This window comes from Lichenicoccus roseus (assembly GCF_005844085.1).
Lineage (GTDB): Bacteria > Pseudomonadota > Alphaproteobacteria > Acetobacterales > Acetobacteraceae > Lichenicoccus > Lichenicoccus roseus.
Genome location: NZ_VCDI01000001.1, coordinates 208,015 through 233,966, shown reverse-complemented (window position 1 = coordinate 233,966; position 25,952 = coordinate 208,015). Strand labels below are relative to the sequence as shown.

The 25,952-nt window shown below is 69.5% G+C and carries 26 protein-coding genes; 13 read left to right on the top strand and 13 right to left on the bottom strand.

The annotated features are described in order from the left end of the window. Positions 1–4: 4 nt before the first annotated feature. Together FE263_RS01000 and FE263_RS00995 are read right to left on the bottom strand one after the other, a co-directional pair. Complete coding sequence (locus FE263_RS01000) at positions 5–751, bottom strand: hypothetical protein (RefSeq protein ID WP_138324099.1); 747 nt, start codon at positions 749–751, stop codon at positions 5–7. Next, positions 748–2,310: a sensor domain-containing diguanylate cyclase gene (locus FE263_RS00995; protein WP_171033872.1), complete on the bottom strand. Its 1,563-nt coding sequence runs from the start codon at positions 2,308–2,310 to the stop codon at positions 748–750. Before FE263_RS00995 ends, FE263_RS01000 begins: the two co-directional genes overlap by 4 nt. 179 nt (positions 2,311–2,489) lie before the next feature. Here FE263_RS00995 and dapD point away from each other — a divergent pair, with 179 nt between their 5' ends. From dapD to FE263_RS00980, 3 genes are read left to right on the top strand one after another with little or no spacing between them, the layout of a single operon-like run. Further along, complete coding sequence (dapD, locus tag FE263_RS00990) at positions 2,490–3,386, top strand: 2,3,4,5-tetrahydropyridine-2,6-dicarboxylate N-succinyltransferase (protein ID WP_138324097.1); 897 nt, start codon at positions 2,490–2,492, stop codon at positions 3,384–3,386. Next, positions 3,383–4,561 carry a succinyl-diaminopimelate desuccinylase gene (gene dapE, locus FE263_RS00985; protein ID WP_138324096.1) on the top strand — a complete coding sequence of 393 codons (1,179 nt, stop codon included), beginning with the start codon at positions 3,383–3,385 and terminating at the stop codon, positions 4,559–4,561. The genes dapD and dapE overlap by 4 nt, the downstream gene beginning before the upstream one ends. Then, positions 4,558–5,217, top strand: coding sequence for a hypothetical protein (locus FE263_RS00980; protein WP_138324095.1), 660 nt, complete (start codon positions 4,558–4,560; stop codon positions 5,215–5,217). The genes dapE and FE263_RS00980 overlap by 4 nt, the downstream gene beginning before the upstream one ends. Here the strand turns inward: FE263_RS00980 and truA are convergent. Genes truA through def form a run of 3 tightly spaced genes read right to left on the bottom strand, consistent with a single transcriptional unit; the run spans position 5,210 to position 7,527 of the window. Beyond that, entirely contained in the window at positions 5,210–6,013 is an 804-nt protein-coding gene (gene truA / locus FE263_RS00975) for a tRNA pseudouridine(38-40) synthase TruA (protein ID WP_138324094.1), read from the bottom strand. The genes FE263_RS00980 and truA overlap by 8 nt on opposite strands. Positions 6,014–6,015: 2 nt before the next feature. Then, positions 6,016–6,936 carry a methionyl-tRNA formyltransferase gene (gene fmt / locus FE263_RS00970; RefSeq protein WP_138324093.1) on the bottom strand — a complete coding sequence of 307 codons (921 nt, stop codon included), beginning with the start codon at positions 6,934–6,936 and terminating at the stop codon, positions 6,016–6,018. Positions 6,937–6,939: 3 nt separating this feature from the next. After that, positions 6,940–7,527 (bottom strand): peptide deformylase, encoded by a 588-nt coding sequence (gene def, locus FE263_RS00965; protein ID WP_138324092.1) that lies wholly within the window; start codon positions 7,525–7,527, stop codon positions 6,940–6,942. A 190-nt stretch (positions 7,528–7,717) separates the two neighbouring features. Here def and FE263_RS00960 point away from each other — a divergent pair, with 190 nt between their 5' ends. Further along, positions 7,718–8,209: an Hsp20 family protein gene (locus tag FE263_RS00960; RefSeq protein ID WP_138324091.1), complete on the top strand. Its 492-nt coding sequence runs from the start codon at positions 7,718–7,720 to the stop codon at positions 8,207–8,209. A 227-nt stretch (positions 8,210–8,436) separates the two neighbouring features. Next, on the top strand, positions 8,437–8,643 hold the full coding sequence (locus FE263_RS00955; RefSeq protein ID WP_408886143.1) for a DUF1150 family protein: 207 nt from the start codon (positions 8,437–8,439) through the stop codon (positions 8,641–8,643). Between the two features lie 626 nt (positions 8,644–9,269). On the opposite strand, the gene FE263_RS00950 is transcribed toward FE263_RS00955, so the two are convergent. After that, positions 9,270–10,394 (bottom strand): hypothetical protein, encoded by a 1,125-nt coding sequence (locus FE263_RS00950; RefSeq protein ID WP_138324089.1) that lies wholly within the window; start codon positions 10,392–10,394, stop codon positions 9,270–9,272. A gap of 95 nt (positions 10,395–10,489) precedes the next feature. Further along, a complete protein-coding gene (hemF, locus tag FE263_RS00945; protein ID WP_138324088.1) occupies positions 10,490–11,419 on the bottom strand; it encodes an oxygen-dependent coproporphyrinogen oxidase in 930 nt (309 codons plus the stop codon). A 144-nt stretch (positions 11,420–11,563) separates the two neighbouring features. On the opposite strand from hemF, the gene FE263_RS00940 reads away from it, so the two are divergent. From FE263_RS00940 to FE263_RS00930, 3 genes are read left to right on the top strand one after another with little or no spacing between them, the layout of a single operon-like run. Beyond that, a complete protein-coding gene (locus FE263_RS00940) occupies positions 11,564–12,925 on the top strand; it encodes a cytochrome b (RefSeq protein WP_240758924.1) in 1,362 nt (453 codons plus the stop codon). Then, a complete protein-coding gene (locus FE263_RS00935; RefSeq protein WP_138324087.1) occupies positions 12,925–13,710 on the top strand; it encodes a cytochrome c1 in 786 nt (261 codons plus the stop codon). The genes FE263_RS00940 and FE263_RS00935 overlap by 1 nt, the downstream gene beginning before the upstream one ends. A 25-nt stretch (positions 13,711–13,735) precedes the next feature. Next, on the top strand, positions 13,736–14,614 hold the full coding sequence (locus FE263_RS00930; protein ID WP_138324086.1) for an S-methyl-5'-thioadenosine phosphorylase: 879 nt from the start codon (positions 13,736–13,738) through the stop codon (positions 14,612–14,614). Positions 14,615–14,659: 45 nt separating this feature from the next. Here FE263_RS00930 and FE263_RS00925 read toward each other — a convergent pair whose 3' ends face one another. Then, entirely contained in the window at positions 14,660–15,784 is a 1,125-nt protein-coding gene (locus tag FE263_RS00925; RefSeq protein ID WP_171033871.1) for an acyltransferase family protein, read from the bottom strand. 197 nt (positions 15,785–15,981) lie between these two features. Here FE263_RS00925 and FE263_RS00920 point away from each other — a divergent pair, with 197 nt between their 5' ends. Further along, positions 15,982–18,015, top strand: coding sequence for an acyltransferase family protein (locus tag FE263_RS00920; protein WP_138324084.1), 2,034 nt, complete (start codon positions 15,982–15,984; stop codon positions 18,013–18,015). Positions 18,016–18,133: 118 nt separating this feature from the next. Here the strand turns inward: FE263_RS00920 and FE263_RS00915 are convergent, their stop codons facing one another. Together FE263_RS00915 and FE263_RS00910 are read right to left on the bottom strand one after the other, a co-directional pair. Beyond that, positions 18,134–18,289: a DUF3309 family protein gene (locus FE263_RS00915; RefSeq protein WP_138324083.1), complete on the bottom strand. Its 156-nt coding sequence runs from the start codon at positions 18,287–18,289 to the stop codon at positions 18,134–18,136. Between the two features lie 105 nt (positions 18,290–18,394). Further along, a complete protein-coding gene (locus FE263_RS00910; RefSeq protein WP_240758923.1) occupies positions 18,395–19,087 on the bottom strand; it encodes a dienelactone hydrolase family protein in 693 nt (230 codons plus the stop codon). A 41-nt stretch (positions 19,088–19,128) separates the two neighbouring features. Between FE263_RS00910 and FE263_RS00905 the strand changes: the two genes are divergently transcribed. Next, on the top strand, positions 19,129–19,335 hold the full coding sequence (locus FE263_RS00905; RefSeq protein WP_138324082.1) for a DUF4169 family protein: 207 nt from the start codon (positions 19,129–19,131) through the stop codon (positions 19,333–19,335). A gap of 56 nt (positions 19,336–19,391) precedes the next feature. On the opposite strand, the gene FE263_RS00900 is transcribed toward FE263_RS00905, so the two are convergent. Continuing rightward, the gene (locus FE263_RS00900) at positions 19,392–19,652 is read right to left on the bottom strand and encodes an usg protein (protein WP_138324081.1); all 261 of its coding nucleotides are present in this window, start codon (positions 19,650–19,652) and stop codon (positions 19,392–19,394) included. 264 nt (positions 19,653–19,916) lie between these two features. Here FE263_RS00900 and groES point away from each other — a divergent pair, with 264 nt between their 5' ends. The 3 genes from groES to FE263_RS00885 all read left to right on the top strand — a co-directional run bounded on the left by groES (position 19,917) and on the right by FE263_RS00885 (position 22,360). Then, positions 19,917–20,216 carry a co-chaperone GroES gene (gene groES, locus FE263_RS00895; RefSeq protein WP_138324080.1) on the top strand — a complete coding sequence of 100 codons (300 nt, stop codon included), beginning with the start codon at positions 19,917–19,919 and terminating at the stop codon, positions 20,214–20,216. A 79-nt stretch (positions 20,217–20,295) separates the two neighbouring features. Then, the gene (gene groL, locus FE263_RS00890; protein WP_138324079.1) at positions 20,296–21,933 is read left to right on the top strand and encodes a chaperonin GroEL; all 1,638 of its coding nucleotides are present in this window, start codon (positions 20,296–20,298) and stop codon (positions 21,931–21,933) included. Between the two features lie 223 nt (positions 21,934–22,156). Continuing rightward, positions 22,157–22,360 (top strand): cold-shock protein, encoded by a 204-nt coding sequence (locus tag FE263_RS00885; RefSeq protein ID WP_138324078.1) that lies wholly within the window; start codon positions 22,157–22,159, stop codon positions 22,358–22,360. Positions 22,361–22,399: 39 nt separating this feature from the next. On the opposite strand, the gene FE263_RS00880 is transcribed toward FE263_RS00885, so the two are convergent. Then, a complete protein-coding gene (locus FE263_RS00880; RefSeq protein ID WP_138324077.1) occupies positions 22,400–22,966 on the bottom strand; it encodes a hypothetical protein in 567 nt (188 codons plus the stop codon). A gap of 55 nt (positions 22,967–23,021) precedes the next feature. Then, a complete protein-coding gene (locus FE263_RS00875; protein WP_138324076.1) occupies positions 23,022–25,931 on the bottom strand; it encodes an ATP-dependent DNA helicase in 2,910 nt (969 codons plus the stop codon). Positions 25,932–25,952 lie beyond the last annotated feature (21 nt).

Below are 25,952 nucleotides of genomic sequence, written 5' to 3'. Positions count from 1 at the left end.
GCGATCAAAGCTCACTGGGGCAGATACGGGCAAGCTGGATCTGCAGCGCCACCGCCTCGTCGGGGCCGGCGCCGGCTGCCTTGCACAAGGCCAGCAGCCGCCGGCGGTCGCGCCGGGTGATGGCGGTCTCCACCACCGCGGTCGAAACCCCGGCCCGCTCGGCCAGGATCTCGCTGGCGCGTCGATGCGACGCGGCATGCAGCGCCTCGCCGAGATCATCCGGACCGGTGCCTTCGACCTCCGCCTCGGCTATTTCGCCAAGCTCGCCGCGTAGCGCCAGCAGCCGCTCCTGCAACGCTAGGCGGTCGCGCTGGCTCACCCCGTCGATGGCGCCCAGGGCGGCGACGAGCATCCGGCGCGACCAGCTCGCGCAGATCGCGACCAGGGTGGTCTCGTCCGGTCCGTCGCGCAGTGCGTCGAGCACCTGCTCACGCTGCTGCGCCAGTGGATGCGCCAGCAGCAGCGCCAGCATGGCATCGCACCCGGGCCGCAGCCCCAGCAGGGTCGCCGGACTCAGCGCCGCCGCCAGCCTCGGCAGCAGCAGCTCGGTGCCGGGCATCGCCGGTGTCGCGGCCCGCAGGGCGTCCGCGGCGCCGGACGCAAGACCATCGGCACAGGCCTCGATCAGCGTCGACCAGCCCTCGGCCACCAGCTGCAGCAGTTGTCGCTCGATGGCGGCCGCCACATCCTCGCGGCCGGGATGCGCTGCGAGGAGCTGGTCCAGCCGTCCGGTGATCGGGGCCCGGGTCATGGCATCGGCTCCTCGCCGGAGACCAGCCAGCGACCACCACCGGCCAGCTTGACCGCCCGCATCGCGGCGGCTGCGCGGCGCAGCAGGCTGTCCAACGGCTCGAACGATCGCACCGTCCGGGTCGCGAGGCCGATCGAGATCCCGATCCTGCCGCCTTGAACTGCCTGGTCCGGCGCGCCCTCCGGTGCACTTCCAAGGGGTAGCGGCACGCCGTTGCGCGCCAGCACCTCCGCCCGCTCCGCGGCTGCGAAATGGTCGGCACCATCCAGCCACAGCGCAAACAGGTCGCCGTTCAGCCGCGCCGTAAGGTCGGTTGGCCGCACGCCGCTGTTGAAGGCAACACTGGCCGCGACCAGGGCGGCATCGCCCGCCTCAAGCCCACCCGCGGTGTTGAGGTGGCGCAAGCCGTCGAGACCGATGACCAGCAGGGTGCCGTAGAGCCCGTCCCGATCGAGCCGGTCGAAGCGCCGGCGCACCTCCCCCTCGAAGCCCTGCCGGTTGAGCAGGCCGGTGAGCAGGTCGGCACGCGACTGCCGCGCGATCTCGCGCTGGATCTGCTCCTGCTCGATCGCCGGCTGGATCGCCTGCAGGACCGTCCGGGCCAGGCCGGTTTCGGCGCCGCTCCAGTCCGGCGTCTCGCGCCACAGAGCCAGCACGGCGGTGCCCCCGAAACGGCCGGGCGCCGCGCACAGCAGCAGCGTGAGCCCGGCTTGCAGCATCGTCCGCTGCCATGGAGCGCTCTCGGGCACATCGGCTGCCAGCAGCAGCGCGCCGAGGCCCCATGCCGTGCCGGGCCAGGGTGAACCACCCTGCGACAGCAGGCGCACGCCCACCGGGGAAAGGCCGGGCCCTGGTTCGGCCCCCGGTCCGGCTCTGGTCGCCGGTCCCGGAGAAACCGGGTTGGCAGATCTGGCATCCGGGCTTGCTGCCCCCGGCAGCCCCGCGTGCGGCGGCGCCAGCAGCAACAGTGCAGATCCCTCGCCACCGGCAACGCCGACCAGCTCCTCGAGCGCGATGGCGAGCGACTGCGCAGGTAGCAGCGCGTCGCGCATGCGCGCCAGGATGAGCCCCACGTTTTCCTGCTGCAGCAGGTCGGACGCGAGCCTCGCATCGTGGCGGTCCTGCACCGTGATGTCGGTGCCGAGCCCGCGCACCCCTCCGGCCGGATCGGCGAGCGGCTCGCTCGACAGCAGCAGGCAGGCGGCGGAGCCGTCGGCATGGCGGAACCACACGCGGCGGCGCCGGCGGGCGCGGTCGACCGCGAAGGGATCGAACAGCGCCGCTGGCGGCCCGGGCGCCGGCTGCCGGGCGGACGGATGCGCCAGCAGATCGCGTGCCAAGGTACCGATCAGGCGCGCGGCGCGCCAGCCGAGCACGAACTCGGGGTAGAGCATGACGAAGCGGCCGTCGCGATCGGTCTCGAAGGCGATGTCCGCACCAAGCGCCACCAGCGCACGCCAGCGGTTGCGGCTCTCGCGCATGCAGTCGGCGAGCAGGACGGAAGCCGGATCCGGCGGTCCGGTCGGCGCGAGGTCGGTGCAAGCTTCAGATACCGTCATGGCGCCGATCCACTGTGCGTGCCGCATCATGCGCCTGCGCAGGTGAAGGCCCGGTAAAGACGGACGGGACTGCCCGCCTGTCGCCGGTCCGGATCCGGTCCGGCACGTTGACAGCCGGGAAGGGCGCACCGCATGGTCCGCGCCGTTCTCCGATCCCATCCCCCGGCAGCGGAACCGCGATGACAGCAGAGCAGGCAGGCCTGGATCGATCCGGCCTCCGAGACGATACCCTGCAGGCCCGCATCGAGGCGCTCTGGGAGCGGCGCGCGACGCTCTCGGCTGCGACCCGCGGGGCCGATCGCGACGATGTCGAGCAGGCGCTGTCCGGGCTGGACGACGGCAGCCTGCGTGTCGCCGAGCCCGGTGCCGCGGAGCATGGCGCAGGCGGATGGGTGGTCAATGCCTGGCTCAAGCAGGCAGTGCTGCTCTCGTTCCGGCTGAACGACAGCGTGCCGATGCCAGGCGCCGGCGGTGCGCCGGTGTTCGACAAGGTGCCGGTGAAGTTCGAGGGCTGGGACGCCGGCCGTTTTGCGCAGGCGGGATTCCGGGCGGTGCCGGGCGCGGTGGTGCGCCGCTCGGCCTACGTGGCGCCGGGTGTCGTACTGATGCCGTGTTTCGTCAATGTCGGCGCGCGCATCGAGAGCGGATCCATGATCGACACCTGGGCCACCGTTGGCAGCTGTGCCCAGATCGGCCGCAACTGCCACATCAGCGGCGGCACCGGCATCGGTGGCGTCCTGGAGCCGCTGCAGGCCGGCCCGGTGATCGTCGAGGACGACTGCTTCATCGGTGCCCGCTCGGAGATCGCCGAGGGGGTGGTGGTGGAGCGTGGCAGCGTGATCTCGATGGGGGTGTTCCTGGGCGCATCCACCAAGATCGTCGATCGGGTCACGGGCGAGGTGTTCATGGGACGGGTGCCCGCCTATTCGGTGGTGGTGCCGGGCACCATGCCGGCGGCGGTGCCGCAATCCGGCGACAATCGGATGCTGCCGTCGCTGGCCTGCGCGGTGATCGTCAAGCGGGTGGACGAGCGCACCCGCGCCAAGACCTCGATCAACGAGCTGCTGCGAGATTGACCGCCAGCCTCGATGCCGTCGCCCTGGCCCAGGGGCTGATCCGTGCCCGTTCGGTCACGCCGGCGGATGATGGTGCCCAGGCGGTGCTGGCCGAGGCGCTGCTGGGCCTCGGTTTCGAGATCACCCACCTGCCATTCGGGGCGCCCGGGCAGGTCACCCCCAACCTGTTCGCGCGCATCGGCTCCGGCGCTCCGCATATCTGCTTCGCCGGCCATACCGACGTGGTGCCGCCCGGGGAGGCCGCCTGGAGCGTGCCGCCGTTCGACGGCGCGCTGCGCGACGGAGTGCTCTACGGCCGTGGCGCCTGCGACATGAAGGGCGCCATCGCCGCCTTCGCCGCCGCCGCCTCTCGCCATCTGGCCGACCGGCCCGGTAGCCGGGGCGCCGGCTCGATCAGCCTGCTGATCACCGGCGACGAGGAGGGTCCGGCCACCGACGGTACCGTGCGGGTGCTGGACTGGATGCAGGCGAACGGCCAGATGCCTGACTTCTGCCTGGTCGGCGAGCCTACCAACCCCAAGCGCCTTGGCGAAACGATCAAGGTCGGCCGGCGCGGCAGCCTGAACGCCACCCTCACCATCCAGGGCGTGCAGGGCCACGTCGCCTATCCGGATCGCGCCGACAACCCGGTGCATCGGCTGGCGGCGTTGCTGGCGGAGCTGGCGGCGCACCGGCTGGATGACGGCAACGAGTGGTTCGAGCCGTCCGGGCTGCAGATCACCAGCGTCGATGTCGGCAATACGGCGCGCAACGTCATCCCGGCAGTCGCCACCGTGCAGCTCAACATCCGGTTCAACGACCTGCATTCCGGCCGCTCGCTGCAGCAATGGCTGCGCGAGGTCACCGATCGGCACGCGCCTGGCGCGGATCTGGAGATTAAGGTCAGCGGCGAGGCTTTCCTTACACAGCCGGGTCCCTATGTTGCGACCCTGGCCGAGACGGTGCGGGCACGCACCGGCATCACGCCTAACCTCGACACCGGCGGCGGCACGTCCGACGCGCGGTTCATTGCCCGCCACTGCCCGGTCGCCGAATTCGGCCTGGTCGGCGCCAGCATGCACAAGGCGGACGAGAACGTGAGCGTGACTGATCTCGAACAACTCGTTGAAATATACCGGGACTTCCTGCGCGACGTGCGTCCCGGCGCGGCCTCCATCGATGGAAGCGCTGCATGAAGCGTCCGCTGCGAAACCGTTCGCCGCTGCGCGGCCCGGTCCGGAGCAGCGTCCTGCAGGGCCTGCTGCTGATCGCACGCGGCCGTCCGGAAGGGCTGCAATGCTTCGCCGCCACGCCCGACGGCTTCCTCTCGGCGCTGGCGCCGTGGCTCGCCTTCCTGCTGGTCGGGCTGCTGCTGATGCTGCTGCGCCAACCCACCGTATCCGGCATCACCTTGATCCTGCTGTCGTTCTGCGCCCTGCTGCTGCCGTCGGTGCTGTCGCACGCGCTGGCGGCGGCCTGGACCCGGCGGCCATTCTGGCTGCGCTATGCGACCGCGGTGATCTGGTGCGAATGGCTGGTGATCGTTGCCTACGCGGTGTCGCTGATGCTGGTCACCGCGCTGCTGCAGCTCGGCGTGCCGGCGGATGTCGCCGGGCTGGTGTTCCTCGCGCTGGTGGCTCTGTACTGGCTGTGGCTGCACTGGTTCCTGGCCTGGCGCGGCCTGGCCCTTGGCGCCGGGCGGGCGGCGCTGCTGGTGCTCGCGGTGGTGGTCGCCACCGGTGTGCTCTGCGCCTTGGTGCAGCTGCTGCCGCCGCATGTCGGCCTGTTCACGATGCCCGGTGGCGGATCGATCCGGCTGAGCGCGTTGCCGGGGGCCGGGCAGGTCACCTGAACGGGTCCTCCGGGTAGTCCACCGCCAGCAGGGTGAGGCCCTGCGGCGGCGCCGTCGGACCGGCCCGGCTGCGGTCTCGCGCTGCCAGCGCGACGGCGACGTCGTCTACGCTCCAGCGATGGTCGCCGACCAGCTTCAGGGTTCCCGCAAGGTTGCGGATCTGGTGGTGCAGGAACGAGCGCGCTTCCGCATGCAGCGTCACCGTCTCGCCGTCGCGGGCGACGTCCAGGCGGTCGAGGGTCCGCACCGGGCTCTTCGCCTGGCAGGAGGAGGCGCGGAACGAGGTGAAGTCGTGCCGTCCGACCAGGATCGCCGCCGCTGCCTGCATGGCACTCGCATCGAGCGGCTGCCTGATATGCCACGCCCGCTCCGCCTCCAGCGCCGGACGCGCCGGACGGTTGAGGATGCGATAGCGATAGACGCGACGGATTGCCGAGAAGCGGGCGCTGAACGACGCATCGACCCGTGCGGCGCACAGGACTGCGACCGGATCCGGCTTCATGTGGAAGTTGAGCGCGTCGCGCAGCCTGGCCCCGGTCAGCCGCTCCGAGGCCGCCCGCGGCAGGTCGAAGTGAGCCACCTGGCCCGCGGCATGCACGCCTGCATCGGTGCGCCCGGCGACGATGCTGGGGACGGGGCGACCGGCGGCGAGTCGGGCGGTGGCGGCTTCCAGCACGTCCTGGATCGAGCGCCCGCTTGCCTGACGCTGCCAGCCGACGAACCGGCTGCCGTCGTATTCGAGACGTACTGCCCACCGGCAGGTCGCGTCGTCGCTCTCATCCCGCGGCGACGTCATGTTCAGCCGAGCCGATGATCCGGCGCGAACCGGTGGCCACGGAGGAAATCGGCGGCGGCGAGGGCGGCGCGTCCGGGGAGCTGCAGCCGGTCGATGCGCAGAACCCCGGAACCGCAGGCGATCCAGAGCCCGTCCTGCCCCGGCAGGATGCTGCCGGGCGCGACGTCCGGCCGAAGACCGGGCATCGGGGTCGCGCCAAGCACCTTCAGCACCGTGCCGTCGCTCAGCGTCCAGGCGCCGGGCCATGGCGTCATCGCCCGGATGCGGCGGTCGAGCGCCTCGGCGGATTGCGTCCAGTCGAGACGGCCATGGTCGCGCGACAGGCGTGACGCGGTGGTGACGCCTGCCTCGGGTTGCGGCCGCGCCATCGGGGCCTCCTCCAGGGCGCGCAGGATCAAGCTGGCGCCGAGCGGGGCAAGGGCGTCGTGCAGTGCCTGCGCGGTGGTGGCGGCGGTGATCGGCACCTGGCCTGCGAGCAGCATCGGTCCGGTATCGAGGCCCTCATCCATCTGCATGATGGTGACGCCGCTCTCGCTGTCGCCGGCCAGGATCGCCGCCTGGATCGGCGCAGCACCGCGCCAGCGCGGCAGCAAGCTGGCATGGATGTTCAGGCAGCCGCGGCGGGGTGCGTGCAGCATCTCGGCCGGCAGGATCAGGCCGTAGGCGGCGACCACGGCGGCATCGAGACCGAGGTCGCGAAAGGCCGCATGTTCCGCAGCGTCGCGACGCACCCGTGCCGGCGTTCGCACAGGCAGGCCGAGCTGCTCCGCCTCGCGCTGCACCGGGGAGGCCCGCAGCGCCTGGCCGCGTCCGGCGGGACGCGGCGGCTGGCTGTAGACCGCGGCTATCTCGTGCCCGGCCTGGTGCAGGGCCCGCAGCGCGGGGACCGCGAAGTCCGGGGTTCCCATGAAGGCGAGGCGCATGGATCAGCCACCTGCCTTGATCTTCTGTTCCTTGGCGAGCCGGCGCATCAGCATGTTGCGCTTCAGGGCGGAGATGTGGTCGACGAACAGGATGCCGTCGAGATGGTCTATCTCGTGCTGCAGGCAGGTGGACAACAGTCCGTCCGCCTCGATCTCGTGCCGCGCGCCGTCGAGATCCTGGTAGCGCACGCGAACCTGCTCGGGCCGCACCACTTCGGCATACTGGCCGGGAAGCGACAGGCAGCCTTCCTCGCGCGAGACCAGCGCCTCGCTCGAGGCTATGATCTCGGGGTTGACCAGGGTGATGGGCCGCGGCTGCTCGTTTTCCATCAGGTCGAGAATAGCAAAGCGCAGCCCGAGCCCGACCTGGGGCGCGGCAAGCCCGATCCCGGGTGCTGCGTACATGGCCGCGAACATGCCACCGAGCAGGTTGCGGATGGCGGGAACATCCTCCGGCCGCACCAGCCGCGCCTTCTGGCGCAGGATCGCCTGCGGGGCGATCAGGATCGTCGCCGGCGCCGGGCCGATTACGGCAGGTCCTTGAGTGGCGGTTCCGGATCCTGCGGCGGGAGTGCTGTCGACGTCGCTCATGCCCGGCATGTAGCGGCAGCCTCGCGGAAGGCCAAGTGCGACGGGGCAGGGAGGGCGGCGGCCGGGTGGGCGTTCATGCTTGCTTGTGCAGACCGCAGGGCCATATCCTTCGATGACGGGATGCCGCACCGGGTCCCGTGGAGTCCCATCGTCCGGCTCCGGGTTCGTCTCGCTCGAAGGAGGAGGCTCGATGTCAGGCCGTCTGTTCGCCTCGCCGCTATTCCTGGGCTTCGACCATCTGGAGCAGATGCTCGAGCGTGCCAGCAAGACCTCCTCGGAGGGATATCCGCCGTACAATATCGAGCAGATCAGCTCGACCGGACTGCGCATCACGCTCGCCGTCGCCGGTTTCTCGATGGATGACCTGCAGATCACGCAGGAAGATAACCAATTGGTCATACGTGGCCGTCAGAATGACGACACGCAGGGCCGGGTCTTCCTGCATCGCGGGATTGCCGCCCGGCAGTTCCAGCGGGCTTTCGTTCTGGCGGAAGGCATCGACATCAGTGGAGCATGGCTCGATAGCGGCCTGCTTCATATCGATCTGGTGAGGCCGCAACCCGAGGTGCGCGTCAAGCGCATCGAGATCTCGAAGGGAGCCGGCACCAACGGAAAGTCCGGCTCGCTCGCCCCGCCGGCGGCACGTCCCGCCCGGGTCCGGAACGTCGCGATCGATGACTGAAACCTGACCGGAAGCCAGGTTCCGCTTCGTCAAATTGACACAATCTGCGGGTCCGATCGGGTCCGCACCCGAACGGTGGCCCAAGCTGGACACGACCAGCCAGGGCCTGACCGGGTGCGGGACAACCCGGTCGACCGGCCCGCGTTGCCCAGCAGGGTTCGCCTCTGGTGAAGGACATGCTCATGAGCACGATCAGCGATCAGGCCACGACGCCAGAGGCTTTGACGATGGTGGATATCCGCCATCTATCGGAGCAGCAGTTGCAGATGCTCGGGATGTCGCAGGTCGCCTACGTGAAGTCGGTGACGGTCGATGGCGAGGCGGCGTTCGCGATCCACGCGGCGGACGGCACGCCGATGGCGCTTGCCGACGACTGCGAAGTGGCGTTCGCGGCGATCCGCCAGCATGAGATGATGCCGACCCTGGTGCACTGAGCGGGATCGCCCGGCCGGGAGCGGCTCGTCAGCGCGCGATGGACCGATCACGTCCCCGGTCGGCAGCGACGAGGTAACCGCCGGGGAGGGAGCGTCGCGCAGATCCGGCCTACGCCACGCTCGCAGGAACGGGATGTCCTGCACCCTGCTACCGGCCTGCATCCCGCCTGCGTCCGTATACTGGCCGGCATCGGCTCCAGGTCGTAAGGGCCAGGGGCACGGCGACGACATGCGGCGGGGCAACGGCACTTCGAAAAAACGTTGCCGCGCTCCGATGGCGCGGTGCGCCAAGCACCCGGAAAGCCCAACGTGTTCAACAGGCCGCGCGGCAAGACCGACTGTCGGGAATAGCCCTCGCGCACCATGCCGCGCACCACGTTCGCCACGGGCGTTGAACCGGCCGCCGGGCCAGACATACTGTCAACGAGATCGCGCTCCTCGCGCCGGACGACGCGCAGTGGCGACCAGGCGATCCATCGGGGCACACTCGCTCTCGTGGATCGCGACCACCAGCCTGTCGCGAGTCTGGCAGGGAATGGAATACAGGTCGCAGAAGGCACGGGTGGCATCGGCGACCTGCCGGCAGAGCGCCGACTTCAGGCCGCCGGTCTCGCGGTCGGGGTCATTCAGGCGGGCCGCCAGTCGGTACGGCTCGCAAGCCAACGCCGCAGGGCAAGCAGCGTGTTCTCGCCGGCGACCATGGTGGCGAGGGCTGCGACGCACTCCGGCGCCGGCAGGATCGTCAACTGTGCCCGACCGGCGGCCTGGGTGCTGGCGCTGTCCTGCGCTGCGGTGCGGCAGGCGCCACGCCAGAGCGCCACCAGCGAGGCGGGGGTAAGCTGCGGCAGCACCAGGGCCACGTGCAGCCGTGCCGCCGCGGCGGTGGCACGCCATGCGTCGAGCAAGGCGGGCGAGCCTCCCGGCGACGCGCGCAGCAGTTCGGGAAGCGTCGGCATTCCGGGCAGCGCCGGGTCGCGCGCATCGCCACTGCCGGTGCCCAGCGAGAAGATCGGCTGCAGGCCGGAAGCGACCAGGGCGTCGGCACGATCGGGGACGCTGCCGCCGGCCAGCAGGATCGCATCCACCCGGCCGCCGTGCAGGGCCGAAGCGGCGTCGGCCGCTTCGGCGAGGCCGAATACCGGTACCGCCCGGATACCGAGCAGGCTGAGGCCGAGAAGCGCCGGCAACTCCGGGCCGGCCGGCGTGGAAGCGGCGACCCGCAGCGGGGCGGCGGAGCGGAACCGCCGGTCCGGCCTGTCGCGGCACATCAGCGCGGCGGAGCCGAAGCTGGTCAGGGCAGGCACCCAGTGGCCGGCATCGAAATGTACACGCGGGTCACCGGCCAGCCAGGCGATGCAGGCGGCGCCCGGCACCAGCAGCGCGGTGGCGCCGTCCGGATTGGTCAGTGCCTCGTAAGCGTTGGCCCCGGTGACACCGTCGCGGCCGCCCACCGCGGAAAGCGTCAGTGACCTGGAGCCCAGCGCAACCGACAGCAGCGGCGCCAGCATCTGCGCGAGCGCGCCGGCAGCGGAGGTCGACGGGCCCGCGACCATCATTGCCGGCTCGCCCAGGGAGGGCGCCGGCGTGCCGGCCCGGCCCGCATCGGCGGCGTCGGCGAGCAGCAGTCCGCGCTGTCCGGCGCCATGGGCGGCCGCGGCGGCACCGGTGGCGAGGGTGCCGGCGAACAGCGCGCCAGACTGGCCGAAGGCACGCAACAACGCTCGCCGGCCGATGCCGGAGGTTCTCGTCATGGCCGCCCTCCCTGGCTCAAGCGGCGCTATCCCGTCCTGTCATGGCATGCTCATAACCGAGAACCGCGTGCGCGCCAAAAGTCACGCCTGGCCCGTCACGGCCAGCGCACCTCCGGCGGCAGGCTCATCAGGATGGCGTCCACGTTGCCGCCGGTCTTCAGCCCGAAGAGGGTCCCGCGATCGTGGATCAGGTTGAATTCGACATAGCGTCCGCGCCGGACAAGCTGGTGCTCGCGCTCTGCCGGGGTCCAGGGCTGGGCCATGCGGGACGCGACGATGTGCGGGTAGATCGACAGGAAGGCCTCGCCGACATCGCGGGTGAAGGCGAAGTCGGCGGCGACGTCGCCGGTGTCGTGATGGTCGTAGAAGATGCCGCCGAGGCCGCGGGGCTCGTTCCGGTGCGGCAGGAAGAAGTAGCGGTCGCACCACTCCTTGTAGCGCGGGTAGTAGGCGGGATCGTGCCGGTCGCAGGCGTCGCGGAAGGCGGCGTGGAACTGCGCGGCATCGTGCCGCGCCTCGGCGCTGTCGGGGAACATCGGGGTGATGTCGCCGCCGCCGCCGAACCAGCCGCGGGTGGTGATCAGCATGCGGGTGTTGAAATGCGCCGCCGGCACCAGCGGGCTGCGCGGGTGCGCCACCAGGCTGATGCCGGAGGCCCAGAAGCGCGGATCCTGCTCGGCGCCCGGGATCGAGGCGCGGAATGCCGGACTGAACTCGCCCTGGACCGTCGAGACGTTGACCCCGACCTTCTCCAGCACCCGGCCGCGCATCAGGCTGATCACGCCGCCGCCGCCTTCGAGCGCATCGGCCGCCTTCTCGTCGGCAGGGCGGGTCCAGGCGGTGCGCTCGAAGCGCCCGGCCGGCCGGTCGGGGTCGGGGTAGGCGTCCTCGACCGCCTCGAAGGCGCCGCAGATGCGGTCGCGCAGGCCCTCGAACCAGGCCTGGGCGTCTGCGCGCAGGGCGTCGTGGGGCGGGCGGGGTGACGGCGCTGCGCTGCTTTCCGCGCGGCTCGGCTGCGTGCTCATGTCGTCCAGTCGTAGCGCAAATCCCGACCTGTTGCAGCGCCCTGGCGGCGACCGTAATGTGCGCACACTCAAGGATCAGTGAACGCCGGCCCTGCTGGCGCCGTTGACAGGTTTCGCGGGCGACAGGCTTGAAGGACCCCAAGGATGGCCGACCCGCTCACCTCGTCCACGACGCCAGCGGCAATGACCGGGATACCTACGTCCCGGGCCCCGGCGTCCACGCTGCCGGACGGCTACGGCCCGCGCTCGCGCTGGCTGGACCGCCGGCTGCCGGTGATAAGCCTGTTGCGACGCGAATACGTCGTCTACCCGACCCCGCGCAATCTCAACTACCTGTGGAATTTCGGCGCCCTGGCGACCGTCGCGCTGGCCATGCTGATCCTCACCGGCATCTTCCTCGCCATCGCCTACACGCCGACGGCCGCCGGTGCCTTCGCCAGCGTCGAGGCGATCGACCGGCAGGTCGGCAGCGGCTGGGTGATCCGGTCGACGCACATGGCCGGCGCCAGCATGGTCTTCGCAGCGCTCTACGTGCACACCTTCCGCTCGCTGTACTACGGGTCCTACAAGGAGCCGCGCGAGGTGCTCTGGCTGACCGGCATGCTGCTGCTGGTGATGATGATGGTGACCGCGTTCGCCGGCTACGTGCTGCCCTGGGGCCAGATGAGCTACTGGGGCGCCAGCGTGGTTTCGGGCGCGATCTCGTCGCTGCCTGGGATCGGCCATCCGCTCGCCGTCTGGCTGCAGGGTGGCGATACCATCGGCGACGTCACGCTGCACCGCTACTACGCGTTGCATTTCGTGCTCGGCTTCCTGATCCTCGGCGCGGTGGTGCTGCATGTGGTGGCGCTGCACGTCACCGGCTCCTCCAATCCGCTCGGCATCGAGGTGAAGGGGCCGCAGGACACGCTGCCGTTCCATCCCTACTACACCTCCAAGGATGCGATCGGCGTCGTGCTGTTCCTGATCGCCTTTGCGGTGCTGGTGTTCTACCTGCCGGGGTGGCTGACCCAGCCGGACAACTACATCGAGGCCAACCCGTACTCGACGCCGGCCGACATCACCCCGGAATGGTATTTCGCGCCGTTCTACGCCGTCCTGCGTGCGGTGCCGTCGCAGCTTGGCGGCCTGCTGCTGTCGGCGGGCTCGGTGCTGGTGCTGTTCGCGGTTCCCTGGCTCGACACCTCGCCGGTGCACAGCGCGCGGTTCCGGCCGCTCTATCGCATCGCCATGATGCTGCTGGTGGTCGCCTTCCTGCTGCTGCTGGCCTGTGGCCTGCACCGCCCGGCCGGGATCTGGCTGGCGCTGTCCCGCATCGCCACGCTGTACTGGTTCCTGCATTTCCTGGTGCTGCTGCCGCTGCTCGGCGGCATCGAGACACCGCTCAAGCTGCCGGACAGCATCGGCCGGCCGGTGCTGCCACCGCGGCAGGCGACCATCTCCACCGCGGGCGCCGGCCTGCCGATGCCGGACGGCGCCATGGCGCAGCGGATGGAGAACGACTGATGCGCCCCCCGACGCACCTGGCCTGCAAGTCGTTCCTGGCAGCCGGCGTGCTGGCGGCACTCCTGGGCGGTCGAGCCGAGGCGCAGCAGCTGCAGGCGCTGCCGGTGCCGCCGCAGGACTGGAGCTTCCGGGGCGCCACCGGCCGTTTCGACTATGCCAGCGTGCAGCGTGGGTTTGCGGTCTACAGCCAGGTCTGCGCGTCCTGCCATTCGCTGCGGCAGATGACCTACGGAGACCTGTCGTCGCTGGGGCTCGATGCCGACCAGCTGCACGACATCGCGGCGTCGCAGCCGGTGCCGGCCGGTACCGATGCCGCCGGCAACGTGGTGCTGCGCGCCGCCACCCCGGGCGACCATTTCCGCCTGCCGTATGCCAACGAGGCGGCTGCCCGCGCAGCCAACGCGGGTGCGCTGCCGCCCGACCAGTCGCGCCTCGCCGGCACCATCCAGGGCGGCCCGAGCTTCATCCAGGCATATCTCACCGGCTTCCGCGACACGCCGTCCAGCGTGACGCTCGGCCCCGGCATGCACTACAACATCTATGTGCCGGGCAACGCGATCGCGATGCCCGATGTGCTGCACGACGCCCACGTCAGATATACCGACGGCACCAGGGCGACAACGCCGCAGATGGCGCATGACGTCTCGAATTTCCTGGCCTGGGTGGCGCAGCCGCATCTCGAGGAGCGCCACCGGCTCGGCATCCGCGTGCTGGTGTACCTGACGCTGCTGCTGGTGCTGGTGGCGGTGCTCAAGCGGCGCGTCTGGGCAAGTGTCCGGATCTGACCCGGCGGACCTTGTGGAGAACGCAATGATCGAACCCGTCATCGGCCTGATCGGCGGCTCCGGCCTGTACGATATCGCCGGCCTCGAGGACAAGCAGTGGCGCCAGGTCGCGACCCCCTGGGGCGAGCCGTCGGACGAGCTGCTGTTCGGCCGCCTGGACGGGGTGCGCTGCGTATTCCTGCCGCGACACGGCCGCGGCCACCGCATCCCGCCGAGCCGGCTGAACTACCGCGCCAACATCGACGCGCTGAAGCGCTCGGGTGTCACCGACGTGGTGTCGCTGTCGGCGGTCGGTTCGCTGAAGGAGGGGCTGCCGCCGGGCCATTTCGTCATCATCGACCAGTTCATCGACCGGACCTTCGCGCGCGAGAAGAGCTTCTTCGAGACCGGGCTGGTGGCGCATGTCTCGATGGCCGATCCGCTCTGCCCGCGCATCGGCGACGTGCTCGAGGCGGAGGCACGCCGGCAGGGGCTGCCGGTGACGCGCGGCGGCACCTACCTGGTGATGGAGGGTCCGCAGTTCTCGACCCGGGCGGAGAGCGAGCTGTATCGCTCCTGGGGCTGCTCGGTGATCGGCATGACCAACATGCCGGAGGCCAAGCTCGCCCGCGAGGCCGAGCTTTGCTACGCCAGCGTCGCCATGGTCACGGACTACGATTGCTGGCACGACGGGCATGACAGCGTCACCGTCGATGCCGTGGTGCAGGTGATGATGTCGAACGCCGACAAGGCCCGCGACCTGGTGCGCGGCGTCATCCCCACCCTCGGCCGGCCCCGCGGACCCTGTCCGGCAGGATGCGACCGTGCACTCGACCACGCCTTGATCACGCCCCCCGAGGCACGCGATCCGGCCCTGGTGGCGAGGCTCGATGCGGTTGCGGGACGCGTGCTGCAGCCGGCCTGAAGCTGCCAGGACGTCCGGCCGATCTCCGCCCGGACCCGTATCGCCTCAGTGATCCGCGACCGCCCCGGTCGCCCGTGGGACCGGCCTTCGCGGGACCATGGGCAGGTCGAGGCTGTTGAGCCAACGTCGGCACGGCCTCTCCACCAGGACATAGCTCATGATGCCGCAGGCGACCGCGGGGATGAGGAAGCAGACCGCCCAACCCGGCGGCAACCGCAGCTTCCAGACGGCGATCTGGTAGAACGGCTGCTGCCACAGGTAGACCGAATAGCTCAGGGTCCCCGCCATCGTCAGGACCCGCATCGACAGGATGGCCCGGATGCCGCTCCAGGTGGTGTCCAGGGTTGCCACGGCGATCGCCAGGAGCGAGGTGCCGACGGTGACATAGAGGTATTCCGGCGTTCCGTTGGCAAAGGTCGAAATCCCGAGCACGGCACTGGCTGGCGAGATCCAGGCAGGCACGGGGCGGCGGTCCCGGAGGGTCAGGAACAGCCACGCCGACACCACGATCGAGGCGATATGCGCATCGGTGCGCCAGTAGGCGGTGAACCAGCCTTGCCGGAGCACGAGTTCGCTGAAGATGCCGTCGAGCATCGACAAGGCCGCTATGACCAGCAGGGCAGGGCGAAGCGTCATGCGGCCCCGCCGCACCATCCAGGCCAGGATCGCAAGCAGAATGTAGCTGTGCTCCTCGATGCAGAGCGACCAGACATGATCGAAGACCGGCGAGCGGTGACCCGCCGCGCCGACGAAGTTGTAGACCAGGGCCTGCGAGGCGATGGCCAGCTTCAACCTCGCGCCGAGATATGGATCGTAGTGGAACACCACGAGGCTGATCGCGATGAAGGCGGTCATGGCCGGCAAGATCCGTGCGATCCGGCGCCGGTAGAATTCGCGAAGCGGAAACTGCTCGACGAACAGGATCTGCGCCATCAGTCGCCCGCTCAGGACGAAGAACATCTCCACGCCGAGATGGCCAAGGGCTAAGAGGATATTGCCGAGGAAATGTCCGGCGAGCACCACGATGATCGAGAGGCCGCGCCACCCGTCCAGGTAGGCCAGCCGACTCGGATGGGAATGTGAAACCGGTAGAGCGAGCCTGAAACCGATGGAGCCGGCCTCCGGGTCGCCGGCGCCTGCGTCGCCATGATCTGCCCGGTTACCGATCACCGACCTCCTCGCAGACGACATGGTCGGCCATGAGCCATGTCTGTCCATGCCGGCAATCAGCATGGCCCCGGGACTTTGTCGTGTCGAGCGTTCCCGCCCCGGGCAGCCGATTGTCCCGGATCCCCGGCATTTGCTTGTTGACGAGGTACTAACGTTTTCGTTACCGAACCGAGGTATTCGATGATGGAAGCGGACGCATGGTTGAGCAGCCGGCTGTTGCTCGGTTCCACGATGACCTCGCCGCCGTGCGCTACCGTCCGGATATCGACGGACTGCGCGCCATTGCCGTTGTCGCCGTCGTGCTGTTCCATGCCGGGTTGTGGCCGCTTCGCTCGGGCTACGCCGGGGTCGATATCTTCTTCGTCATTTCGGGCTACCTGATCGGCGGCATCATCTATCGCGACGCCGTCGCCGGCCGTTTCACTTTCGCGCGCTTCTATGCCCGCCGCGCCCGCCGCATCCTGCCCGCACTGTTCGTGGTCGTGACCGGCTCGCTCGCGTTGGGATTGCTGCTGCTCGACCCGTCGGAACTGCATCGCCTCGGCGTCAGCGCCGGGAGCGCCCTCGCCGCATTGTCCAACGTCCGGTTCTGGCTGGGGACCGGTTATTTCTCGCCCGACGCCCGCAACGATCCGATGTTGATGACCTGGTCCCTCGGCGTCGAGGAGCAGTTCTACATCTTCTTCCCGTTCGTGCTGCTCGGCCTGCGGCGACTGGGCACGCGCAGCGTTCTGCCGGCGTTGCTGGCGCTGTCGCTGTTTTCCCTGACGGCCTCTGCCATCTGCACGGCGCACATGCCGACCATGGCGTTCTACCTGTTGCCTACGCGTGCCTGGGAACTCGGCGCCGGCGCGATGCTGGCGATCTTCCAGGCGCAGGGCGGTCGGGTCCTGCGCGGCCGGCCGGCGCAGGTTGCGAGCGTGGCGGGTCTTGGAGCCGTCGCGGCGTCGCTGGTGGTGTTCAACGCCCGGACCCCGTTTCCCGGTCTCGCGGCGCTGCTGCCGGTACTTGGCACCGTCGTCCTGATCGCGTCCGGCGACAGCCCGATCAACCGTCGCGTGCTCGGGCACCGCGTGCCGGTGGCGATCGGGCGGATCTCGTATTCCTGGTACCTCCTGCACTGGCCGCTGATGACGTTCGTGCGCATCTGCTCGATCCAGCAGCCACCGGTCACCGTGCTGCTGACCGTGGCCGTGTTGTCGCTTGCCCTTGCGGCGTTGAGCTGGCGCCTTGTCGAGCAACCGTTCCGGCGCCCGAGGGGGAGCGATGGCGCCACTGTCGTGCGTTATGGCGCCGTGCTGGCTTCGATGCTGGTGCTGCCGATGCTGGCAACCCTCTCCCGGGGCATGCCGGGCCGGTTCCAGCCGGGCGTGGCGGCGATGGACCGCGAGGTCGTCGCGGAGCAGACCTATCCTTGCCTGGCTTCCATGGAAGCAACGGCGCCAAACCTCACCGCGTCCTGCGTCACTCCCGGCGTCGCGTCCCCTAGCATCGCGCTGATCGGCGACAGCCACGCGGCGGCGCTGGGCCCGGGGCTGCAGGCGATCGCACGGCGCAGCGGCTGGGGCAGCCTGGTGTTGACGAAATCCTCCTGTCGCCCGATGCGCACGGTGACGGTTGTCCAGTTCGACCGGCCCGGCTACGCCGAGGCATGCCGGAGTTTCATGCGCGCGAGCTTCGAGCGCGTCTTGAAGACCCGGTCGGTGTCGTCGGTCATCCTCGCCGGCTTGTGGAGCGGGCCACTGGTGGATCGCAACGAGCGCTACGACGGACCCGGCCTCGGCGTCGACGATGGCACCCGGTTGCTCACCCTCGGGCTCGACGAGGCGGTCCGGGCCCTGCGGGCGGCTGGAAAACAGGTCTTCATCGCAGAGGACGTGCCGCGCTGGACGCTCGATCCGATGCGCCTGGCACTCCTGGAGGCGATGCCGCTGCGCCACGATTTCGAGCGGCTGATCGAAAGCGGACCGGGGCCTGCGGCCATTGGTATCGTCGCGCGGCCACCGGAGATGGAGCGTGCCGTCGGTGATGTCGCTTCGACCTCTGGAGCGCGCCTGCTGCGGACGACCCCGGCTTTCTGCACGCCGGGCTGTCGCTGGCGTGAGGGTGCCGAACTTTTCTATGTCGATACCAACCACCTGTCCAAGGCGGGTGGGCAGCGCGCCCTGGCACTGTCGCAGGAAGAGCTTTTCCCGGTCGGGCCGACCCCGGGGGACATGGCCAGGCGCTAGAAGGTCCGCCGGGCCGTTTCGTGGCCCGGCGACCGCCGGCTGGAAACGCCGCCGTCTTGCTCGTTGTTCTGACGCGCGTCCTTGTCCGATCGAGTGGCAGGGTCGGTCGGATGACGCTCTAGATGCGCCCCATCACCAGCAGCACGATGACGATGATCAGCACCAGACCGAGGCCGCCGGATGGGAAGTAGCCCCAGCCGCCACTGTAGCCCCAGGTCGGCAGCGCGCCGATCAGCAGCAGGATGATGACGATCAGCAGGATCGTGCCGAGCATGGACGTGGCCTCCGTTGAACAGTCCGCAGATCGCAATGATAACGATTGCGATTACAACGGGTTCACGCCGGCGTGCGTTGAAAAGCCGGTCTGAACCCAGCGGCGCTAGAGGTTGTGCTGCAGGAAGGCGAGGCTGCGCTCCTGCGCCAGCGCGGTTGCGCGCGCATCATAGCTCGGACGCTCGTTGCAGCCGAAGCCGTGCCCGGCGCCTTCGTAGACGAACACCTCGATGCCGGGCTGAGCGGTGCGGATCGCCTCGACATCGCTCAACGGAATATGGTCGTCCAGGGCACCAAAATGCAGCTGCACCGGGCAGTTCGGATGCGCCGTGGCGGTTGCCGCGATGCCGCCGCCATACCAGCCGACCGCCGCCTTGAACCGTGTGCTCTGCGTGGCGCCGGCCCAGGCAAGGGCGCCGCCCCAGCAATAGCCGATGACGCCGACGCTCTCGCGTCCGAGATGATCGGCGGCGGCCAGCACGTCGGCGAGGGTCGCCTCGGCGGCGATCCGGCTGCGCAACTGCATGCCGCGCTGGCCCTCCGGCGGCGTGTAGCCGAGTTCGACATCGCGCTCGGCGCGGTCGAACAGGGCGGGCGCCACCACATGATATCCGGCCTCCGCGAAGCCGTCGCAGACGGCGCGGATGTGGTGGTTGACGCCGAAGATCTCCTGCAGGACCACCAGGGCGCGCGGGCTGTCGGCAAAGCCGGCCTCGTAGGCGGAAAGGGAATGGCCGTCGCGGGCGACGAGGGTGACGGTGCGTCCCAGCCCTCTGGAAGCATTCTCTGCCTGGTTCAACTTTTCTCGTCCTTTACCGGGGAACGTGCGAAGATGACCGCATGGGCGAGATCGTCAACCTCAACCAGGTCCGCAAGCAGAGGGCACGAGCCGAGGCCCGCAAGCTTGCGCAGGAGAATCGCGTCCGGCACGGCCGCACCGGTGCGCAGAAGCAGAGCGACCGTCGGACTACCGATGACGCCGAGAAGCATGTGCAGGATCACCGCCTTATCGACCGTGTCCCCGGCCCGGACGAGGCGTCCGAGTAGCGCCCCGGGCGGCATGGGTGACCCGGTCAGTGCAGCGTGAAGACGCTGCTGGCCGATCAGTGCAGCGTGAAGACGCTGCTGGCGAGACGGACTTCCGGCGCCTTCACCACCGTCACCGAGCCCACCCGGACCGAGTGCAGCTTGCCGTCTATCTCCTTGCTCCAGAATTCCAGGAAGCGCCGAAGGATCGGAAATTGCGGCGCAAGGTCGAGCTCCTGCCAGATGTAGGATTGCAGCACGGCGGGATGGTCCGGAAGCCGATACAGGATCTCGGCGGTGGTCAGGCGATAGTCCTTGAGCTGCAGCGCGAGGGCCATGTGCGTCTCCGGGGATGGATGACTTCGGGCTAAGGGTTGACAGCCCGATCGTGACCTGTCCTGCCGCCTCTATGCAACAAAAAGATCATAGAGTTCAGAGGCTTGGCACTCGACGGTGGCAAGTGCTGCCGAACTTGACTTGCCCCAGGCAGGAGCCTACATCGGCCTCGGTCACGTCTGGCACTCAGTGCCGGAGAGTGCCAAACCCCGGCGGCGCTGCTTCCTTGTGAGGGCGCCGTCTTTCGATCGAGGAGCGATCCGACTATGGCGAAGTTCCGTCCCCTGCATGACCGGGTCGTGGTCCGCCGGCTCACCGGCGAAGAGAAGACCGCGGGCGGCATCATCATCCCAGACACCGCCAAGGAGAAGCCGATGGAGGGCGAGATCGTCGCCGTCGGTGCCGGTGCGCGCAACGAGCAGGGCCAGATCGTGGCTCTGGACGTGAAGGCTGGCGACCGTGTGCTGTTCGGCAAGTGGTCCGGCACCGAGGTCAAGCTCGACGGCGAAGAGCTGCTGATCATGAAGGAAAGCGACATCATGGGCGTCGTCGAGAAGGCTGCCTGATCGTCTGATCAGACGGGCCGCCCTCTGCGAACCCCACCGCTTTCGATAGTGGTTCTGTAAACAAACTGGAGAATTATACATGGCTGCCAAGGACGTAAGGTTCGGCGGTGATGCGCGCCAGCGCATGCTGCGTGGCGTCGACATCCTCGCCGACGCCGTGAAGGTGACGCTCGGCCCCAAGGGTCGCAACGTCGTCATCGACAAGAGCTTCGGCGCGCCCCGCATCACCAAGGACGGTGTGACGGTCGCCAAGGAAATCGAGCTCACCGACAAGTTCGAGAACATGGGCGCGCAGATGGTGCGCGAAGTGGCCTCAAAGACCAACGACATCGCCGGCGACGGCACCACCACGGCCACCGTGCTGGCGCAGTCGATCGTCCGCGAGGGCCTGAAGGCGGTTGCCGCCGGCATGAACCCGATGGACCTCAAGCGCGGCATCGACAAGGCGGTCGCCCTGGTCGTGAGCGAGCTCGAGAAGAACACCAAGAAGATCACCACGCCTGCCGAGACCGCGCAGGTCGGCACCATTTCCGCCAACGGCGAGGCCGATATCGGCGAGATGATCAGCCAGGCCATGCAAAAGGTCGGCAACGAGGGCGTGATCACGGTCGAGGAAGCCAAGGGCATCCAGACCGAGCTCGATGTCGTCGAAGGGATGCAGTTCGATCGCGGGTACATCTCGCCGTACTTCATCACCAACGCCGAGAAGATGATCGCGGACCTGGATAACCCCTACATCCTGATCCACGAGAAGAAGCTCTCCTCGCTGCAGCCGATCCTGCCGCTGCTCGAGAGCGTCGTGCAGTCCGGCCGTCCGCTGCTGATCATCGCCGAGGACGTCGATGGCGAGGCGCTCGCCACCCTGGTGGTGAACAAGCTGCGTGGCGGCCTGAAGATCGCCGCAGTCAAGGCGCCGGGCTTCGGTGATCGCCGCAAGGCGATGCTCGAGGACATCGCGATCCTGACCGCCGGCCAGGTGATCAGCGAAGACCTCGGCATCAAGCTCGAGAACGTGACGCTCGCCATGCTCGGTCGCGCCAAGAAGGTGCATATCGAGAAGGAGAACACCACGATCGTCGAGGGTGTCGGCGAGAAGACCGAGATCCAGGGCCGCTGCAACCAGATCCGCGCGCAGATCGAGGAGACCACCTCGGACTACGACCGCGAGAAGCTGCAGGAGCGTCTTGCGAAGCTGGCCGGTGGCGTCGCCGTCATCCGCGTCGGCGGCTCGACCGAGGTCGAGGTGAAGGAGCGCAAGGATCGCGTCGACGACGCGCTGCATGCCACCCGCGCCGCGGTCCAGGAAGGCATCGTCCCCGGCGGCGGCACGGCACTCGCCCGCGCCTCCCTGGTGCTGGCGTCGCTGGTGCCCGAGAACGAGGACCAGAAGTTCGGCATCGAGATCATCCGCAAGGCGGTGCAGACCCCGCTGCGCCAGATCGCCGAGAACGCTGGCGAGGACGGTGCGGTGATCGCCGGCAAGGTGCTCGAGAACCCGAACTACGCGTTCGGCTTCGACGCCCAGCTCGGCGAGTACAAGGACCTGATCGTGGCCGGCATCATCGACCCGACCAAGGTTGTCCGCACGGCGCTGCAGGATGCGGCTTCGGTTGCCGGCCTGCTCGTCACCACCGAGGCGATGATCGCCGAGAAGCCCGAGAAGAAGGCCCCCGCCGGTGGGCCTCCGGGCGGCGGCATGGGCGACATGGACTTCTGAGGCAGTTCTGATCCGGTCTCGCAAGACCGTATCAATTTCGAGAAAGAGGGCGGTCCTGCGGGATCGCCCTTTTTTTTACCTAATACCTCATCGTGAAAATGTGATTGACTTCGTCTTTATTTCGCGCTCTGTTACGTAACGGCAACCGAAGGCTCCTGTCAGGGTCTCGGATTTAAGGGATGTCGGGCGTGGGGCCTGGCTACGATTGAGGGGATACACGGTCATGGCCATTGGCACCGTGAAGTGGTTCAATACAACCAAGGGTTTTGGCTTCATCATGCCGTCTGACGGCGGCAAGGACGTATTCGTCCACATCACCGCGGTGCAGGCAGCCGGGCTGCGTGGCCTCAACGAGGGCCAGAAGGTCACCTACGAGATCGCGATGGAGCGCGGCAAGGCCGCCGCCACCAACCTCAAGCCGGCCTGAGACCTGTCGCGACGATGAGACCTGGCGCGACGATCGGCGCTAGGCGATCCGGGTGAGGTTCCCCGTCTTCTCGACGGTCTCGACGCGAGTGGCTCCGGCTTCCGTCAGCACCTTGGTCGCCAGCGCTTCACGCTCCGCGTCGCGGGCAAGGGCGGCCAGCACCAGCTCGCCGCGAGCGCCCTGGGCGTCGTGCCGCTGCTCGCGAACGTTGGCGGCGCCCTGGAATGATGCCTGGCTGAGGCCACCGGCCCCAAGGCCGGCCGCCACCGCAGCGGCCGCCGCGGGGATCGCGGCACCCCCGGTCGCGACCGACGCCACCAGACCGCCGATCATCGCACCCGCAACACCGATCGTGCTGTTGGCGAGCGTACGCGCCTGCCGCGCATCGTGTTCGTCGACCGGATTCTCCGCGCCCTGATCGGGCGTGGCTTCCTGCAGAGGCGGCCGCGCTGCCGGCAGGCTGAGGTCATGACGGTCGAACCCCGCCGACAGCAAGGCCTGCGTGGCGTTCTGCAGCATGCCCTCGTCAGGCATGATCCCCTGCACCTCACGGATGGTGTCGGACATGATCGGGATCGTGATCGGGTTGGCTGGCGCGTCGCTCATCACTCGACCTTCCTGCTTCATGGACAGCAACGCCGCCGGGGCGTGGAAGTTGGCTTTAGCCGCGGCCGCTCGTGGCGAGGAAGCTCGCGGTCTTCGCCACCGCGTCAGCCAGGCCGGTACGCTCGGCGATCACCCCCGACGGAAAGGCCGACAGCAGCCTGGATGGCGTGCGGCGATCGAGCAGCACGAACACGCCGACATCGCCGCTCGACCGGATCAGCCGGCCGAACGCCTGCCGCAGCCGCAGCCTGGCGATACGGTCGTCGTATGAAGACGGTGCGCCACCGGAAAGATGGATCCGCCGCTCGCGATGCAGGATGTCCGGGCGTGGCCACGGCACCCGCTCGAACACCACCAGCCGCAAGGCGTGCCCCGGCACGTCGACGCCGTCGCGCATGGCGTCGGTGCCGAGCAGGCAGCTGTCCGTCTCGGTGCGGAACACGTCGACCAGGGTGGCATTGTCCATGGCATCGACATGCTGGGCGAACAACGGGATGCCGGCCGCGTCGAGGGGAGCCGCGATCCGGCGATGCACCAGCCGGAGCCGGCTGATCGCGGTGAACAGGCCGAGCCCGCCTCCACCGGAGGCCAGGAACAGCGCGCGATAGGCGCCGGCGAGCTGCTCCGGATCGTCCTGCGCCACGTCGTTGACGACGAACGTGCGCGTCTGCCGGGCATAGTCGAACGGCGAGGCGAGCGAGGCGCGCAAGGCGGGCGACGGCAGGTGCGAGGCGCCGACGCGGGCCTCCGCCGCCGCCCACGACATCTCGGCATCGGAGCCGCTCTCGTCCCGCAACGTTGCGGAGGTGATCAGCATGCCATGCGCAGGGGCGGCCAGGACGGCGGCGAACGGCACCGATGGGTCGAGCCAGTGCCGGTGCAGCCCAACATCGCGGTCGCCACTTGAAGGAGGCTGGCCACCCCCATCGCGCCGGTCGAGCCGCAGGAACATCACATGGTCAGGCCGGATGCCGGCCTGCGGTGTCTCGGGGATGGCGCGCAGCATGGCGATCCAGGCCTCCAGCCGGCCGATCGCGCGCCGGCGGATGGTCCGGCCCAGCGCCTCGATGCGCCCGCGCGTGGTGGCATCGAGGCTGTCGGCCTCCTCCTCCAGACGTGCGCCAAGGCGCGACACCAGCGTCAGCAGCGGCTCGACGATGCGGCCGAGCGCGCGTTCCAGCGTGGCGGCGGCGTCGGCCAGTTCGTCCGGCACCGGATGCAGGTCGCACTCCGACTGGCCGCCCTGCACGCGCCGGCCGCCGGCGCCGGGCATCCGTGCCAGCACCTGGAGGCGCAACAGGCGAAGCAGCGCCTCGCTCGGATTGGCCGGCCCCGCATCCGCCGGCAGCTCAGGCTGCACGTCGGCGAGACGTAGCGACCAGCCGGGGGCGGGCAGCGCGCGGGCGGCGAGCAGGGCGGCATCGAGCGGCGTCTCCAGCGCCGGCTGGCCGAGGACAAGGTCGTCGAGGCGGCGCTTCAGCCCGCGTGCCCGCGACCGGCCACCCTCGGCGCCGAGCAGCCAGCGCCGCAGTTCCGCGGTCTCGATGCCGGACAGCACCGCGGAAAATGCGCTGTCCGCTGCGTCGGGCAGGTGGTGGCCTTCGTCGAACACGTAGCGCGTCGGCACCTGGTCCTCATCGGTGCCTCCCGCGGAATTCGCCTCGGCACCCTGCGCGTGCCAGGCCGCCTGGGTCAGCACCAGGGCGTGGTTCGCCACCACCAGGTCGGCCTGCCGGGCACGCCGTATGCCGTGCTCGATGTAGCAGCGCTGGTAGTGCGGGCAGGCGCCGTGGATGCACTCGCCGCGGCGGTCGGCGACGCCCATCACGTAGGCCTGGCCGAACAGCTCGGCGAACCAGCCGGGCAGGTCGCCGCCGAGCACGTCGCCATCGCCGGTGGCGGCGGCCCAGCGCGCCAGCAGGGCAAGCGGGATCAGAGACGCCGGCGCCGCTCCGCGCCGGGATGGTGCGGCGCCTGGCGCGGCGGCATTCACCGCCTCCTCCAGGTTGAGCAGGCAGAGATAGTTCTCGCGGCCCTTGCGCAGCACCACGCGGCGGCGGCGCTCGGCGATGTCGGGATGCAGGCGCGCGAGCTCGGTCTCGATCTGGCGCTGCAGGTGGCGGGTATAGGTGCTGATCCAGACCGCGCCGCCGTTGCGTTCCGCCCACAGGCTGGATGGCGCAACATAGCCGAGGGTCTTGCCGGTGCCGGTGCCGGCCTCCGCCAGCACCAGATGCGGGTCGCCGGGACGCAGGCGGGCGCGGAACGCCTCTGCGGCGGCGTCGGCATAGTCCGCCTGGCCCGGGCGGCTTTCCGCCTGCGGGCCGAGCAGGCGGGCGAGGCGGGTGCGCGCTTCCTGCGGCGCCACCTCGGCCTGCCCCGGTGCCGGACGCGGCGCGGTCTCCTCCCATTTCGGCAGCCGTCGCCAGACCCGGAGCGCCTCGGCGGCCGGCATCGCGGCGGCACCACGCGGGGCCGGCTGCCGCGCGAGCACGGCGCCCAGCATCGGCGCCCAGCTCCAGCCGGCCTGCCCGAGCAGCTGCAGCAGCCCCGGAATGTCGGCGCCGGACGGCGTGCTCAGCAATTGTGCCGCGCGCTGCATGAGCAGCCCGGCGAGCTGCGGCAGCAGGCCGGCATCGGCGTGGCCGATCTCCTGCGGCGTCAGGTCGAGCGCCTGCGCCAGTCCGCGCGGCGTCGGCGCCACGCTGCGTGCCGGCATCACGAAGGCGAACAGCTCCAGCAGGTCCAGCGTCGGCAGGTGCGGCGCCGGGCCACCGCCACCAAGACGCCGCAGGGTGGCCGGCGCGTGCACCACCAGCGGCGGGGCAAGGGTGCGCAGCATCGCCAGCGCCTCGTTGGAGCCAAGTTCGAGCAGTTCGCCGTCGGGCGTCAGCAGGGAGGTGCGGCCGTGCCCGGCCACCAGGGCGGGCGGCGGATCATGCGACGTCATCGGGGCTTCTGGCATCCGTGCCATCTATAGAGGGAA